Origin of the sequence: Rohdeia mirabilis (genome assembly GCA_007750655.1) — a bacterium.
GTDB lineage: Bacteria > Planctomycetota > UBA1135 > UBA1135.
In genome coordinates this window covers 23,221-38,849 of record CP036290.1, presented here as the reverse complement: position 1 = coordinate 38,849, position 15,629 = coordinate 23,221, and the positions used below count along the sequence as shown (strand labels likewise).

Below are 15,629 nucleotides of genomic sequence, written 5' to 3'. Positions count from 1 at the left end.
CTCTTCCTGTCGACCTCGCTGAAACCGCCCTGACGAGGCTACCTCCTGAAGGCATCCGTCGAAAGCCCGAGAAGCCGGCTCCCTACCCGCATGAGCTCGCACGGAACACCGCCGACGACGACCCACAGTTCGAACGCGCTCCAGTGGATCTCGGTGCCCAATCCGCCGCCCTGGTCGGAAGTCGGTGTTCACCTGCGTGCCCCTCGACGAAGGCGTCGCTCTTGCACGGCGCAGTAGAGGACCGGCACGACGAACATGCTGATCAGGACGACCGTCATGCCGCCGAACGATGGAATCGCCATCGGAATCATCACGTCGGCCCCCCGCCCAGTCGACGTCAAGACCGGCAGCAGCGCGAGGATGGTGGTCGCCGACGTCATCAAGCAGGGACGGCAGCGCCGCTTGCCCGCGGCGACGACGGCGTCGCGCACCTCGGCGACCGTGTCCGGGTCGCGCTTCTCGAACGACTGCTTGAGATAGGTCGCGATCACGACGCCGTCGTCGGTCGCGATACCGAAGAGCGCGAGGAAGCCGACCCACACCGCGACGCTGAGATTCAACGGGTGCACCTGGAACAGGTCCCGCATGTTCACGCCAAAGACATCGAAGTCCAGGAACCACGGGGTGCCGTAGAGCCAAAGCATCACGAAGCCGCCCGACCACGCGACGAAGACGCCGCTGAACACCATCAAGGTCGTCGAGACAGCCTTGAACTGGAAGTACAGGATCATGAAGATCAAGAAGAGCGCGAGCGGCAACACCACCGCTAAGGTCTTCACGGCGCGAATCTGGTTCTCGTAGGAGCCGGCGAAGGTGAAGGACACTCCCGTCGGGAGATCGAGCTCACCGTTCGCAATCCTCTGGTCGAGAAACTCCTGACACTGCTCGACCACGTCGACCTCGGCCCACCCGGGCCGCTTGTCGAAGATCACGTAGGACGTCAAGAAGGTGTCCTCGGTCTTGATCACCTGCGGCCCGCGTGAGAACTCGATCGACGCCAGCTGGCTGAGCGGGACCTGCGCGCCACTCGCAGTCGGAACGAGTACGCGCTCCATGCCTTCGACACTGTCACGCAGCTCACGCTGGTAGCGCACGCGGACTGGATAGCGCTCGCGCCCCTCCACAGTGGTCGTCACCCGTCGCCCTCCGAGCGCGACCTCGATCAAGTTCTGCACCTGTGCGATCGAAACGCCGTAGCGTGCTGCCGCGCCGCGATCGACGTCGATCTCGAGGTACGGCTTCCCGACCACGCGGTCGGCGAAGGTCGCTTCCGGCCTCACGGAAGGCACCTGCTTGAGCAGGCGCTCGATCTGCAGGCCCGCTCGTTCGACCGCCTCCAACGACGGCCCCTTGACCTTGACTCCCATCGGAGCTCGCATGCCACTGGCGAGCATCACGATGCGCGCGGCGATGGGTTGGAGCTCGGGCGCGGTCACCGTTCCCGTGAGCCGCGTCACTCGCACGATCTCGTCCCAGATGTCTCCTGGATTCTCGATCTCTGGCCTCCAGTTGCGGAACGGTCGACCGTCGGGGTCGGAGATCAAGCCGCCCTCTGAGTCGCGCACGAAGTCGTCCGACTCCGTGTCGAACTCGAACTTCAGCCTGTGACCGTTGGAGTCGGTCATGTACTCCGGCTTGTAGTTGATGATCGTCTCGACCATCGAGATGGGTGCGGGATCGAGCGCACTCTCGACGCGGCCGATCTTGCCGACCGCGAGCTCCACCTCTGGGATGTTTGCGATCGCCCTGTCGAGCGACTCCAACACCTCGATCGACTCACCGATCGACGCGTGCGGCATGGTCGTCGGCATGAAGAGGTAGGACCCCTCGTCGAGCGGCGGCATGAACTCCTTGCCGAGTCCCGGGAACTCGTGCGTTGCTCCGGACCACAGCGTCGTCGAATACACCGCCGCTCGATCCACGCCGAGCTTCGCGAGGGACGCCGGTACGAAGCCGAACACCCGATCGACTCCCAGCCAGACCGTGGAACCAAAGACGAGCAACGACACGGGCAGCATCAAAAAGAGCACCTTGTGCCCGAGACACCATCTCAGGATCGGCTCGTAGACCCGCAGGAAGAGGGAGAAGACGACCAACAGACCAAGAATAGCGAGCAGGACGAATCCCATATTGCGCAGCGCCCCGCGCTCGGGTCCGAGCGGCTCCCAGTGCGTAGCCAGGACCGACGCGACGAACAGGATGGCGAGGCCAGTGACCAAGTAGGGCCACGACGCTGCGACGCGACGCGAGCGCCCTATCAGCTTGCCCCATGCGCGGCCGATAGCGCCGCCTGTTGAGGGGAAGAGCATCAACGCGAGCGGCGGGATCAGCAGCAGCGCAATGACGATCGACCCGATCAACGCGAATGTCTTCGTGAAGGCGAGCGGTCGGAAGAGCTTGCCCTCCTGTCCGATCATGCTGAAGACCGGGAGGAAGCCGACGATGGTCGTGCTCACGGCTGTGAGGATCGCGGAACCCACCTCCATCGTTGCGCTATAGACGACCTCGAGTGGCGGTTCGTCCGGGTGAGCCGCCCGGAGCCGGGTGAGAATGTTCTCGGTCAGAACGATCCCCATGTCGACGATCGTTCCGATCGCGATCGCAATGCCCGACAGCGCCACGATGTTCGCGTCCACCGCGAACAGCTTCATCAGGATGAACGTGAACAGCACCGTCACCGGGAGCAGCGCGGAGATCAGCACCGACGACCGCAAGTGCATCAACATGAACAGCACAACGATGATCGTCACGAGGATCTCCTCACTGATCGCTGTGTTGAGCGTTCCGAGCGTCTCCTTGATCAGCCCCGATCGATCGTAGAATGGGACGATCGAGACCTGTGACAGCACTCCGTTCTCGAGCGTCTTGCGCGGTAGCCCGGGCGTGATCTCGAGGATCTTCTCCTTGATGCCGTCGAGGACGGCGAGCGGGTTCTCGCCGTAGCGAACGACGACGACGCCACCGACCGCCGCGGCGCCCCCCTTGTCCAGCGCGCCACGCCGTAGGGCCGGCCCGATCGAGACATTGGCCACGTCCTGCACTCGGATCGGGGTGCCGTCGACGGCCTTGATCACGGACTGCTCGATGTCCGTGACGTCCTCGATCCATCCCAGACTGCGCACGAAGTACTCGACGCGGTTGACCTCGATCACGCGCGCACCGACCTCGAGGTTCGAGCCGCGTACCGCGTTGTAGACCTCGTCGAGGGTGACGCGGTGGGCGCGCATCGCGTCAGGATCGACGTCCACCTGGTACTCGCGTACGAATCCACCGATCGAGGCGACTTCGGCCACCCCGTCGACGGACATCAGCGCATAGCGAACGTCCCAGTCCTGCACGCTACGCAACTCGTCGAGGCCCCAACCACCGGTAGGCTCACCCTCCGGATCCAAGCCTTCGAGCGTGTACCAGAAGACCTGGCCGAGTGGCGTCGCGTCCGGACCGAGCGCGGGTGAGACGCTCTCAGGGAGTGTCCCCGACGGCAGACTGCTCAGCTTCTCGAGGACGCGCGATCGCGACCAATAGAACTCCACGCCCTCCTCGAAGATGATGTAGATGGTCGAGAACCCGAAGAACGAGTTCGACCGGATCGTCTTCACGCCGGGCAGCCCGAGGAGGGACACCGTCAGCGGATAAGTGATCTGGTCCTCGACGTCCTGTGGCGAGCGCCCCATCCACTCGGTGAAGACGATCTGCTGGTTCTCGCCGACGTCGGGGATCGCGTCGACCGGCACCGGATCGCGCGGCAGGATGCCGAGTTCCCAGTCGAAGGGCGCGGTCATCGCACCCCACGCAACGATGAACAGCAGCAACAGCGCGACCATCAGGCGCTGCTCGAGGAAGAAGCGGACCAGCTTGCCGAGCATGACCTACTTCTCCTCCTCGACCATGCGGGTGAGCTCCCCGCACCGCAGCATCGCCGACCCGAAGTATGGGTTCGTGACCGTCTCACCCCGCTGAAGCCAGTTCGCGCCTACGTCGTCGAGCGCCATCGGACAGTGGAACAGGCCGACCGAACCGTCGTCGCGCGCGTACCCGAAGGCGTCGAGTGCGTCGACCAGCTGCTCGGTGAGTGGAGCCAGGAGTAGGCGTCGCGCATCGATGTCGCTCGCTCCAGCCAGTGCGGATGCGGCCGGACGCAGGGTTGCGAGTTGCGCCATCCACGCCAGGTGTGACCCGTGCTCGAGCACAGCCATGTCCACTCGGTCGATCGCCTCGAGGATCGCTTGGGCCATCGCTTGGCTGTCCTCGTCGATCGTGAACGCCGTCTGCAGCTGCAGGTACGCGTCGACGACCTCACCGAGCTGCGTCTTGAACGCCACCGGAACCGGGTAGGTGACGGGGTGGGTGTCACCTCCGGCATCCATCTCCTCCATCGGAATGCCCGCCGGAGCCGCAGCCCCCGCGCCACCGTGCTGGTGGCCGGGCGGACGCGCGCCACCATCCGGGCTCATCATGCTCGGCTTCGCGCGAATCTGGAGTTCGCTGTCAATCTTGAAGTTGCCCTTCACGACGACGCGCTCGCCCTCGCGCAAGCCGCTGTGAACGACGTACCAATCGCCCGCGCGCGGTCCGAGGTCTATCTCGCGACCCTGGAAAACCGCCTCGTCGCGATCCTCCAACTGCACGTAGACGACCGCGCGTTTGCCCGTGACGAGCGGGGCGGTCGCCGGGATAACGAGCGGAGCGCCCGTGTTCACCTCGGCGACGAAACCCAACTCCTCTGCTGGCACGAGGTCCATGCCGCACTCCGTGCAGGCTTCGAGACCGTCGGCAACGATCTCCGGGTGCATCGGGCACATCCACATGTCCGCAAGATCTGCGTCGACGACCTTCCCGTGCTGGGTGAGGACCGCCTGCGCTGTGGCAGTGACGAACATATCGGGCTTGAGCCTGCCGTCCGCGTTGTCGACGTTCAGCCGGATCTTGACCGTACGCGTGCGGTCGTCGAGCACGGGATCGATGAATGCAACGCGACCGTTGAAATGCTCGCCGGGATAGGCCTCGACCTGGAACGCAACCTCTTGGCCGTATCGGAGCCAGCGCAGGTCGGACTCGTAGGCGTCGAGCATCACCCAGACCTTGGAGAGGTCCGCGATAGTGTAGATCCGGCTCCCTTCGTCCACGTACATGCCCTCGAGCGCATTCTTGTGCACGACGATGCCGCCAGTCGGTGCGCGGATCGTGATGTGTTGCTCAGGCGTGCCGCGGTCGACGATCTCGGCGATCTGCTCGACGCTCAAGCCGTAGAGGCGCAGCTTCTCGCGTGCGGAGACCACCGTCCGGTCGGCGGTGTTGCGCAGGATGTCGAGCGAACTGCCCTCGATCTTCGCAGCCGTCGCGATGGCCTGCAGGAGCTCCTGCTGCGCCGAGTAGAGTGTCGGACTGTAGATCTCGACCAGGTGGTCGCCCTCGCGGACCGTCACACCCGTGTAGTCGACGAAGATCCGGTCGAGTCGGCCCTTCACCCACGAGGTGATGTACGCGAGGCGCGTCTCGTCGAAGGCGATCTTGCCGACCATCCCGACCTCGTGTGCGACGGCGCGGCGCTCGACGGGTGCGGTCTCGATGCGAGCCAGCACCATCGCCGATTCCGACATCTGCAGCATGCGCGGACCGAGTTCAGCTCCACCACCGGAGTTCGCCTCGATCAGCTTCATGAAGCAGATCGGGCAGTTGCCCGGTTCCGGAAGCCGAATCTGCGGGTGCATCGAGCAGGTCCAGACCGTCGGTTCGGCGGCCGTTCCGGTGTCGGTCGCTGCGGTCTGCTCGGCCTCCGTCGGCGCCTCCGGACGACCGGCGCGGCCGACACAGAAGCCCAGCCCGAGAAGTAGAAGCGTGAGAACGAGGGTGCGAGGTTGCGGAGTGGTCATGGTTCTCAGTGCGCGTGCAGGGGCAGGCCGGTGATCCGTTCGATCTCGGCTGCTGATTGGGCTCGGTCGGACTCGGCGCGAGCGACTTGGAGCTGGAACTCGAGCAAGATTCGTTGTGCGTCGATCAGGTCGAGGAAGCCCTGGTCGCCCGACTGGTAGGCCGAGTCGAGAGCCTCGACCGATTCCTCGCCCTTGGGGACGAGTGCGTCGCGGAAGAGCTCGAGGCGCCGATCCGCGTCGCGAAAACGGTAGAGCGCCATCTCGAGTTCAGCCGCAAGTCGGTTGCGGAGTTGTGATCGCTCGAGCGTCATGGCTCGTTCAATCGCTTCGGCCTCGCGCACGCCTGCGCGGTAGGACGATCGCCACACCGGCAACTCGAAACCGAGTGTCACGGCGATGGCGTCCTCTCCGGAGTCGGGCACGCCAGCGTTGGTCGCCGATCCGATCAGCGTGTAGTCAACGCCGACCGTGAAGTCGGGGAAGAACTCTTTGTCCGCGAGCCCAACGCCGTAGCGCGCAGCGGCGATGCGGTGCTCGTACGCACGAAGCATCGGGTTCGTCGCGTCGAGCGATTCAGTTCCTCCCAAGCCATCGATCGCGGGCGGAACAGGTAGCGCCCCCGTCGGCCGCGGAAGCTCGGCGCTCCCATCCCGATCGAGCGCCGCATTGAGCTTCGCGACGAGCGGTCGACGCAGGTCGGTGAGTGTCTGCACCCGGTCTTCGATCTTGCCGAGTTCCACCTGGGCGCGGATCACGTCGGAGTGCTGCCCGAGTCCAGTCTCGAAGCGCGCGCGTGCGACGCTCTCCCAATGGACGAGCAAGGCGCGGTTGCCTTCGGTGACCTCGATCGCGGTTTCGAGGTAGGCGTACTCGTACCAAGTGTCGCGGATGGCGTACTCAAGTTCGAGCCGCGTCGCTTCCAGTAGCTCGCGCGCAGCCTCGGCCGCTTCGAACGACGCGTTGCCTGCGAGCTCCAACTTTCCGAACCAGGGGAAGGGCTGCGCGATGCCGACGCGCCCCTGCATCGGGCCGACGCGGGTCTCAACCTCAGCCAAGTACACGCCCAGTGTCAGGCGCGGTTCGGGAAGCGTCGTCGCCTGTGGAACGCGTTCGAGTGCAGCCCGCCAGCGCTGGAACGAAGCCTCGAGCCCTGGGTTGCGCGAGCGTGCGGAACGGAGAATCTGCTCCAGAGGTCCAGCCCCTTCGTCGAATTCGATGTCGCCGCGCGGCTCGGTGGCGAATGTGTCGTTCGATCTCTCCCACGATGCGAGCCGTTCGCCGTACATCTCTGGTGGCGCGACGCAACTTGCGTAGAGCAAGGGCGTGAATAGGATGGTCAAGAGTTTGGGCATGACGCACTTCGGAGGAATCGTTGTTGTGTCGGAGCGCGACCGACGCGCTTGATGCGCTTCGCGCGTGGACGGCACACGGGGCGCCGGTTCCACTCGCGAAACTCTTCGAGTCGAGTCGCTCGAGCGACTAGAGGCGCCCGGACGTCAGATGCCGCCGCCGTGCCCTTCTTCATGGCCCTTGTGGCCCTTGGGCGAGTTCGGCTTCGACTGGGCCTTGATCGCGGCGTCGATCAGTGCGAGGTACTTCAGCGGGTCCCGGCGCACGCGGGGCTCACACCCTGCGCAACACAACCGCACGAGCCGGTACCCGATCAGCAGATCGACAGGCTCACCCATTTCGCCTCCCAGCTCCTCGTCGGTGACGACACAGGTCTGGAGGGGGTAGCTCTCTAGCTGCGCCTCGGTGGCAGCCACTTCCAGCTTCGCGATGTAGCTGTCGGGATCCTTGTGGAACTTGGCGAGGCACCCCTTGCAGCACAGTCGAACAAGACGATTGCGGTGGATGACCTCGACCGGGTCCCCCATGGAGCCCAACTTCTCGCCCGACACAATGCAGGTATCCGTCGGGTAGTAGGCCAATTGCAGTCGAACGAGAGCGGCATCGACTGCAGCGAGCACCTTGGCCGGGTCCTTCTCGAACGCGGCTACTGACTTCTTGTCGTTGAAGCGCAGTTCGCGGCCCTCGTGCTCCATGACGATCAGGTCGGCGACGCGGGCGAGCTTCTTGCCCGAGACCGGGTCGGTGTCGAGCAGGTAAGGATCGCCGGCGAAGGGCCGCGCCTCTTCGTGCGCATCGCCACCGTGCTCCCCGTGTTCATGCTCGTCGTGCGGTCGGGCCGCATCAATCATGGCAAGGAAGCGAGCCGGGTCCTTGCGGACCTTTCGGACGCACCCTTTGCAGCAGAGCCGCACGAGTCGGTTGCCGATCACGAACTCGGTGGGCGCCCCCATCGCGCCTCCCAATTCTTCGCCCGTCACCACGCAGTCCGTGAGCGGGTACGCATCGCGTTGCGCGGCGACCACCGCCGTATCCAGCGTGGCGATGAAGCTGTCCGAATCCTTGTTGAACTTCGGAAGGCAGCCGGCGCAACACAGCCGAACGAGGCGGTTGCGGTGGATGAGCTCGATCGGGTCGCCCATCTCGCCGAGCCTGCCGCCCGAGACGACGCAGGAGTCGATGGGGTAGTAGGGCAACTGGAGGCGGACCAGCGCGGCATCGATCGCCGGTAGAAAGCTGGAGGGCTCTACTCGGAACGTCGCGGACGAAGCCTCGGAGTTGAAGCGGATCTCCCGCCCTTCGTGTTCGAGAACGATCTGCTGCTCGATCGACACGAGTAGTTCTCCCGAGACGATGTCGATGTCGAGCAGGTAGGGGTCGCCGTCGAAGGTCTGCTCCGCGGAAGTCAGGTTGGCAGTCGCCTCGAGATGAGGTCCGGCTTCAGGCTGTTGGTGGGAGTGGAGGGCGATCGTGAGGGAGAGGAACGCTGCTACTGAGCGAGTGAGTGTGTTCATTGGTCTGCTTTCTCTTGTGATTCGTCGGGCTTGACCTGGATCGATCTCGACGTTCGAGATGACCTGCGTGGGCGAGCTCGAGGACCGGTTGCCGGGAGGCTGTCGCGTCGCGGGCCCCGGATCGGGCTCGCCAGCGAAACGCGACTCGGCTTCGCCGGAGGGAGCGCTTCATCAGCGCATGCGGTTGGAGACCCTCGGGGCTTCGCCGCTCAGACCGTCGAGCACGCGGTGGCTCGACCGGCCAGCCGATCGCAACGGACTGGCGCTGCTTCCACGAATGGACAGCAGCGACCTCGTCTCAACACAAGTACGAGCAGTACAAGACGAAGAGTGGAGGGGCCCGCCTCCTCACTACGCGACGCTGTGCCGGCGGAGCAGATTGGGCTCCCACCGGAAGGACGAACCTCATGCTCGAAGGCACGGCCGCGGCTTCGGACTCCGGGCCGCCCCAGCGATCGAGCTCTGCCGATTCACCTGCCGAAGTGAGGCAGTGGCAGTCGCCCTCACCGGGTGCGTTGCCGTCACAAGGACCGTCCGAGCCTTCTTGATCGTGGGAGCACGAGGGGCAAGCGGGCCCATGACCGGTCTCGCCGGCTTGGTGGTGGCTCGATCCCCCGTGCGAGTGCGAGTGGGGAACGTGCGCGACCCGGGCACTCGCTGTCTCGAGACCCGCATCGATTTCCCCGCTCTCCACGAACGCAGCGGTGTCCGCACCATGGGCCTGCACGAGGCAGCAGCACACGCGTCCGGTCGATGTCGCCAGGACCACCAGCGACACCAGCAGCCAAGCTGCCAGGCGTCGTGAGGTGATGGTGGTGATGGACATGGGAGCACTAGAAATCCCCATTTGCTCATCGGCCCAGCCGATGCCTCACGGGCGAAACCCACTTGGCAGGGTACTCCTGGTGGCCGTGGTCTAGGTGATTCGCTCCCCACTGTGACGTCGGCCCACTGAGATGGTGGAGGCCAACACCCAGGGGGAAAGCGGCTCCTCGTGCCGCGCGGCGGCCCCACGGATCGGATGCTCCGAAACGCGAGCGGTCGTCAAGCGGCCGCTACATGGGGCGCTGGACGACACTCGGCCCCCAGATGAACCGAAGTTGGCCGGGGCTCCAGCCGTACGACCCGCCCGCCGCCTCAGTCGGCGCGTTCGATCTCGTCGCCGTCGCGCCCGAGCAACTTCTCGCCCTCGACCGTGTAGGTGTGCTCCACGTCGGTGGGAAGGTCGGGCCCAGTTCGGACAGGGTCGGCTCGAGTTCGGCCACATCGTATTCGCTGTGGACGAGCGCGGCCTCGCCGTGCGCCGCGGCGGTCGGCTCGTCGTCGATCAGCTCGTCGCTGGAGACCGTGACCTGGCGAACGCCGTGCTCGGGGCAGCGGACACGCGCCACCTGCGCGACGATGACTGTGCGGTAGTCGCATGTGTCCAGGTGGCGCCACTTCCGCTCGCGGCGGTCGTGGGTGCGACACTCCTTCCCGCACTCGGGGTATGGCAAGCGGCCCCCCTGGCCAACTTCGATGAAGACCCGGACCTCCTTCTTCCGAGCGTCGATGTCGACGCTCGAGACGCCTCAGGGCGCCTTCAACCTGAGAACCTGGGCATAGATGCGGCTACTCTGCATCCGGACCAGGCTACATCGCCGGCGGCAGAACGCTCCTGGGCACTCTCAGGGGGTCCTGCCACACGAAGCCCTGAAGCCCTGACGCCCTGACGCCCTGAAGCCCTGAAGCCCTGAAGCCCTGAAGCCCTGAAGCCCTGACGATGATGAGTGACGAACACGACGCCGATTCTGAAAAGGCCTTCAAAAAGGACAGTCTCTCGCTTCTTGGGGCGGTCGCTATGGGGACTGGAGTCATGATTGGCGCAGGCATCTTTGCCATCACGGGGCAGGTGGCAGAGCAGGCGGGGCGTCTGTTCCCGCTCGCGTTCGTCGCGGCGGCAATCATCAGCAGCTTCAGCGCATACACGTACGTGAAGATGTCGAATGCGAGCCCGTCTTCGGGGGGCATCGCAAGCTACCTCCAGGAGGTGTACGGCAAGGGTACGGCCACCGCGAGCTTCGCTGTATTGATGTACCTCTCGATGGTCATCAACGAGAGCCTGGTGGCGCGCACCTTTGGCACCTATACGCTGCAGCTGTTCGACGTCGAGAACACGGAACTCCTCATCCCGGCTCTTGGGGTCGGCCTGCTTGCCGCCGCGTTCCTTGTGAACATCGCTGGGAATGAGCTAATCGGCAAGCTGTCGGTGCTTACAGCCTTCGTCAAGATTGCGGGGATCGCCGCGTTCGCCGTGGCCGGGCTGTGGGCGTCGGGGATCTCGCTCGAGAGTGGCTCTCAGGGTGCGGCTGGAGATTTCGGTGTGGGCGGGATGCTGACTGGAACCGCGCTCGGAATCCTCGCGTACAAGGGCTTCACGACCATCACCAACAGTGGTGCTGAGATCAAGGAGCCGAAGAAGAACGTGGGGCGCGCGATCATCATCTCGATCGCCATCTGCGCCTGTATCTACTTGGCGGTGTCCTGGGCCGTAGGTAGCAGTCTTACGATTGATGAGATTGTGGCGGCGCGCGACTTCGCACTTGCGGAAGCTGCGCGACCGGCCTTCGGAGAACTTGGTCGGACGCTAACGATTGCCTTGGCCATCCTTGCCACCATCTCGGGGGTGATCGCAAGCGTGTTCGGGGTCTCCAGAATGCTCACGATGCTCACCAAGATGAAGCTCGTGCCCCACCGCCACTTCGGCATGCCTGGGGACGTTCATACGCATACCATCGTCTACACGGTGGTGGCTGCGATGCTGCTCACAGTCTTCTTCGACCTCGGTCGCATCGCCTCCATCGGAGCAATCTTCTACCTGTTGATGGACATGGCCTTGCACTGGGGTGTGTTGCGCAACAACGCGAGAGATATTGGAGCTAAGCCGTGGGTGCTCGTCACGGCGCTTGTACTTGATGGTGTCGTTCTCGCTGCGCTCGTCTGGACGAAGGGATCGCAAGACCCCATGGTTCTCTACGCGGCAGGCGCGGGGCTCTTGTTCGTCTTCGGAGGCGAGCGCATCTTCCTGCACTGGAATGACTCGGGCGAAGAGCAACCCTCCCAACCTTAGGTCGGTCGAGCAAGAGTCGGCGCAGCGCAGCTTGGTCTGTGGCTGACTCGGAGTGCTCGGACCACCCCACGCGCTCTACGCGGTGACGTCCACCGTCGCTCGCACCAAGATGTCGGCGTTTCCGTCGCTGCGGCGCTCGTAGCCGAGCTCCGACGAAGTCCGTTCGGTCGCGGCCCGGATCTCGTCGCGCGGTACCTCGCCCGCACGGCCCTCGTCCTGGACCCGCAGTGGGCCACGCCAGTCCCAGGTGGTTTCGGGACGCAGCGCGAAGTTCGGATCGCCCGTGGTGTCCACCGAGCGACCGCCGCCAACGGCGCACCGGAGTGGCGGGCGTCATCGGTGGGATGGGGCGAGCGAATGGAAGGAGCGCAAAGGCGATCGAGAATGGCTTGATCCTAGTGGCGTGGGTCACTTCCAAGATCATTTCGGCGCCTTGAACGAGGCGACGAACATGCGTCGAGAGCGCTACTCACATGACTAGCAGCCTGTCTCGAGAGTCCCGTAGCGAGGCGAACTCATCGTCGTCGAGGCAAGGAGGACGAAGACGAGACGGCGCAGGCGATCCTTCAGGGTCGTTGAGCACGGATCGGCGAGTCCGACGAAGCATCGGCGGCGAGGAGGAAGCCCCAGTAGGGACGTTGCAGTAGGGACTTTCGAAACGGGCTGCTAGACCAAACGCGGCGCTCTTTCGCGCCGCTGCCGCCCGTCCAATCCGCCGCCTCAGCCGTCGCGTCGGTCGCCTTCGACCTCGTCGCCGTCGCGCCCGAGCAACTTCTCGTCCTCGCCCTCGACCGTGTAGGTGTGCTCCACGTCCGTGGGCAGGTCGGGAGCGAGCTCCGACAGGGTGGGCTCGAGCTCGGCCACGTCGTGTTCGCTGTGGTCGAGCGCGCCCTCGCCGTGCGCGGCCGCGGTCGGCTCGTCGTCGATCAACTCGTCGCTCGAGACCGCGCCCGCGGCATCCAACTGGCGTTCGGCCTCGGCGCGCTGGGCCTCGTCGACCTCCTCGTCCATCGTCGCGCTGGACAGGATCTCGCTGACCTCTTCGGCGCTCCCGGCGATCAGCGTCAGTCGGATGTCACCGCGCACGTCGTCCTGGTCGACCGAGACGAGCCCGAGCTTCGCCAGCTCGAGCACCGCGCAGAACGAGCCGATCAGACCCTCGCGCGACGGCGCGTCGCCCAGGTCGTTGTCGACGATCTCGCGCAGGGTCGAGGTCCGGCGCCGGACGAGCGCATCGGCCAGACCCGTGACGTAGAAGCGCAGCGGCCGACGGTCCCCGGCGATGTGCCGGGGCTGGTTCATCTGGGTCTCGCGCTGCAGGCGGGACCAGTGGCCGAGCAGGTCCCAGGCCGTCAGGTCGCCCAGGTCGAGCATCGGCTCGGGGCGGCTGGCCTTCACGTCGCCGTGCCAGCCGCGCTCGAACAATTTGCCGCGGTCGAGCAGCCGCACTTCGAGGTCCTCGGCCGCGCCGCGGAAGCGCCGGAACTCCATCAACCGCTCGATCAGTTCGTCGCGCGGGTCGAGCTCTTCCTCGAGGTCCAGCTCTTCCTTCGGCAGCAGCGAGCGCGACTTGATCGCCATCAGCGTCGCGGCCATCAGCACGAAGTCACCGGCGGCCTCGATGTCGAGCTCGGTGAGGTGCTTGAGGTAGTCCAGGTAGTCGCGGACGATCGCGTGGATCTCGATCTCGTGGATCTCGACCTCCTGCTCGCGCACCAGGTGCAGCAGCAGGTCCATCGGCCCCGAGAACACGCGTTCGAGGCGAACGGTGAAGTCGTCGTCCTGCCAGGCCGGTTCGGGCTCGGCGGTCGGTTGGCTCTGGGACTGATCGATCACGGGGGGCGATGCTAGCCGGTGGCCGACGTCCGTTGGGCGCTCAGAGGCCGAGCAGCCCCATCAGCTCACCCACGAGTGAGAAGAGCTGGGCGTTGAGGGAGAGCATCGTTCGGAAGACTTCCGGCCCCAACGGGGTCATGTAGATCAACGCGAGGACGATGAAGATGCCGATCCGCTCGAGCCCTGCGAAGCCGGGCCGCATGCCCTGCGGCAGCAGCCACATCACGATCCGAGACCCGTCGAGCGGCGGGATCGGGATCATGTTGAACACCGCCAGGATGACGTTGAGGTACGCCGTGAGCTTCAGCACGGCCGGAAGGAGCTCGTGCTGCTGGTAGCCCCAGACGCGGATCGAGAGGTACCAGACGATCGCGAACACGAAGGCTTGGACCAGGTTCGAGATCGGCCCAGCCGCGGCGACGAGGGCATTGGCCGCGTAGGGGTTCTTGAAGTTGCGCGGGTCCACGGGCACCGGCTTGGCGCCGCCGAACACGAACGTCCCGTTCGACATGATCAGCAGGATCGCCGGCACCGCGATCGTCATGACCGGATCGATGTGCACGATCGGGTTCCAGGTCAACCGCCCCATCGACTTGGCCGTGTCGTCCCCCAGCTTGTGGGCCGTGTAGGCGTGGGCCCACTCGTGGATCGACAGGGACAGGATCACGAAGCCCACCAGGAGCACGATCCGCACCACCTGTTGGGTGTCGGCGTCGGTGAGTGCGAGGAGCGTCATGGGTCGGGTCGTCCGGAGGCCGGTCGGCGTCCGGGGCCGAGGATTGTGGACCCTCCGTCCGGTGGTTCCCAGGTCCGTCCCGGCCACCGCGTCATCCCTGCCCACTCCCGGCGCTAGACTGCTCGCGCCCATGGACGACCCCCGCACCGACCGCGACGCCACAGAAGCCGACCTCCTGAGCCCGACGCCGACCCCCCTGGCCCGGCGCCTGGCCCACGCGGCCGAGGTGATCCGGACCGAGGCGGCGGCGATCGCGGGGCTCGAGGACCGGCTCGGCGCGGCGTTCGGACACGCCGTCGATCGCGTGCTGGCCTGCACCGGCACCGTGGTCGTCACCGGCATGGGCAAGGCGGGCCTCGTGGGCGCGAAGATCAGCGCGACCCTGGCGTCGACCGGCACGCCGTCGATCAGCCTGCACCCCGGCGAGGCACTGCACGGCGATCTGGGGCGCGTGCGCTCGGTCGACCTGTTGATCGCCCTGTCGAACTCCGGCGAGACGGCCGAGATCAAGGCGCTCCTGCCCGCGACGAAGCGCATCGGCGCACCGATCGTCGCGATCACCGAGAGCGCCGAGTCGACCCTGGGCCGCCACGCGGACGTGGTGCTCGAGCTCGGTCCGGTGGGCGAGGCCTGTCCGCTGGGTCTGGCGCCGACGGCGAGCACGAGCGCGATGCTGGCCCTCGGCGACGCGCTGGCGATGGTCGTCAGCAAGGAGCGCGGGTTCAGTCGCGAGGACTACGCGCGCTACCACCCCGCCGGAAGCCTCGGTCGCAAGCTCATGCGCGTGCGCGAGGTGATGCGGATGGACGGCGAGCTGCCGTTGGTGCCGGCCGGGTCGAAGCTCAGCCACGTGCTGCACGTCATCAGTCGCACGCCCGGCCGTCCCGGGGCCGCGCTGATCGTCGACCCGGCCGGGCGGCTGGTCGGCGTCTTCACCGATGGCGACCTGCGGCGTTGGCTGTCCGAGTCGCCCGGTGATCCGAGCGCCGCGAACATCGACGACCACATGGGCACGAATCCGAAGTGGATCGGTCCCGACCGCCTGGTGGACGAGGCGATGGCGATCCTGAAGGAGCACCGCATCGACCAGTTGGCGGTGCTGGACGACGAGCGGCGGCCGATGGGTCTGCTCGACGTGCAGGACGTGCTCGACCTGCGGACCTGAGCGCGGGCGATCGAGTTTCGCGGGGCGAACCCGCCACCGACCGCGG

At 65.7% G+C, this 15,629-nt stretch carries 10 protein-coding genes; 2 read left to right on the top strand and 8 right to left on the bottom strand.

Going from position 1 to position 15,629, the window contains the following annotated elements:
* Window positions 1–188: 188 nt before the first annotated feature.
* From Pla163_RS00120 to Pla163_RS00100, 5 genes are all read right to left on the bottom strand, one after another.
* Window positions 189–3,866 (bottom strand): efflux RND transporter permease subunit, encoded by a 3,678-nt coding sequence (locus Pla163_RS00120; protein WP_145181713.1) that lies wholly within the window; start codon window positions 3,864–3,866, stop codon window positions 189–191.
* Window positions 3,867–3,869: 3 nt separating this feature from the next.
* Window positions 3,870–5,873, bottom strand: coding sequence for a heavy metal-binding domain-containing protein (locus Pla163_RS00115; protein ID WP_145181710.1), 2,004 nt, complete (start codon window positions 5,871–5,873; stop codon window positions 3,870–3,872).
* 5 nt (window positions 5,874–5,878) lie between these two features.
* Complete coding sequence (locus Pla163_RS00110) at window positions 5,879–7,225, bottom strand: TolC family protein (protein WP_419186145.1); 1,347 nt, start codon at window positions 7,223–7,225, stop codon at window positions 5,879–5,881.
* Between the two features lie 144 nt (window positions 7,226–7,369).
* Window positions 7,370–8,737, bottom strand: coding sequence for a hypothetical protein (locus Pla163_RS00105; protein WP_145181704.1), 1,368 nt, complete (start codon window positions 8,735–8,737; stop codon window positions 7,370–7,372).
* Window positions 8,738–9,792: 1,055 nt separating this feature from the next.
* The gene (locus Pla163_RS00100; protein WP_419186144.1) at window positions 9,793–10,233 is read right to left on the bottom strand and encodes a transposase family protein; all 441 of its coding nucleotides are present in this window, start codon (window positions 10,231–10,233) and stop codon (window positions 9,793–9,795) included.
* Window positions 10,234–10,499: 266 nt separating this feature from the next.
* Between Pla163_RS00100 and Pla163_RS00095 the strand changes: the two genes are divergently transcribed.
* Window positions 10,500–11,846, top strand: a complete 1,347-nt coding sequence (locus Pla163_RS00095) for an APC family permease (protein ID WP_419186143.1) — start codon at window positions 10,500–10,502, stop codon at window positions 11,844–11,846.
* A gap of 75 nt (window positions 11,847–11,921) precedes the next feature.
* Here Pla163_RS00095 and Pla163_RS00090 read toward each other — a convergent pair whose 3' ends face one another.
* From Pla163_RS00090 to Pla163_RS00080, 3 genes are all read right to left on the bottom strand, one after another.
* Entirely contained in the window at window positions 11,922–12,140 is a 219-nt protein-coding gene (locus tag Pla163_RS00090; RefSeq protein WP_145181698.1) for a hypothetical protein, read from the bottom strand.
* A 426-nt stretch (window positions 12,141–12,566) separates the two neighbouring features.
* Window positions 12,567–13,682: a segregation and condensation protein A gene (locus Pla163_RS00085; protein WP_145181696.1), complete on the bottom strand. Its 1,116-nt coding sequence runs from the start codon at window positions 13,680–13,682 to the stop codon at window positions 12,567–12,569.
* A 40-nt stretch (window positions 13,683–13,722) separates the two neighbouring features.
* A complete protein-coding gene (locus tag Pla163_RS00080) occupies window positions 13,723–14,418 on the bottom strand; it encodes a site-2 protease family protein (protein ID WP_419186142.1) in 696 nt (231 codons plus the stop codon).
* 130 nt (window positions 14,419–14,548) lie between these two features.
* Here Pla163_RS00080 and Pla163_RS00075 point away from each other — a divergent pair, with 130 nt between their 5' ends.
* The gene (locus tag Pla163_RS00075) at window positions 14,549–15,583 is read left to right on the top strand and encodes a KpsF/GutQ family sugar-phosphate isomerase (protein WP_145181690.1); all 1,035 of its coding nucleotides are present in this window, start codon (window positions 14,549–14,551) and stop codon (window positions 15,581–15,583) included.
* The last annotated feature ends 46 nt before the right edge of the window (window positions 15,584–15,629 follow it).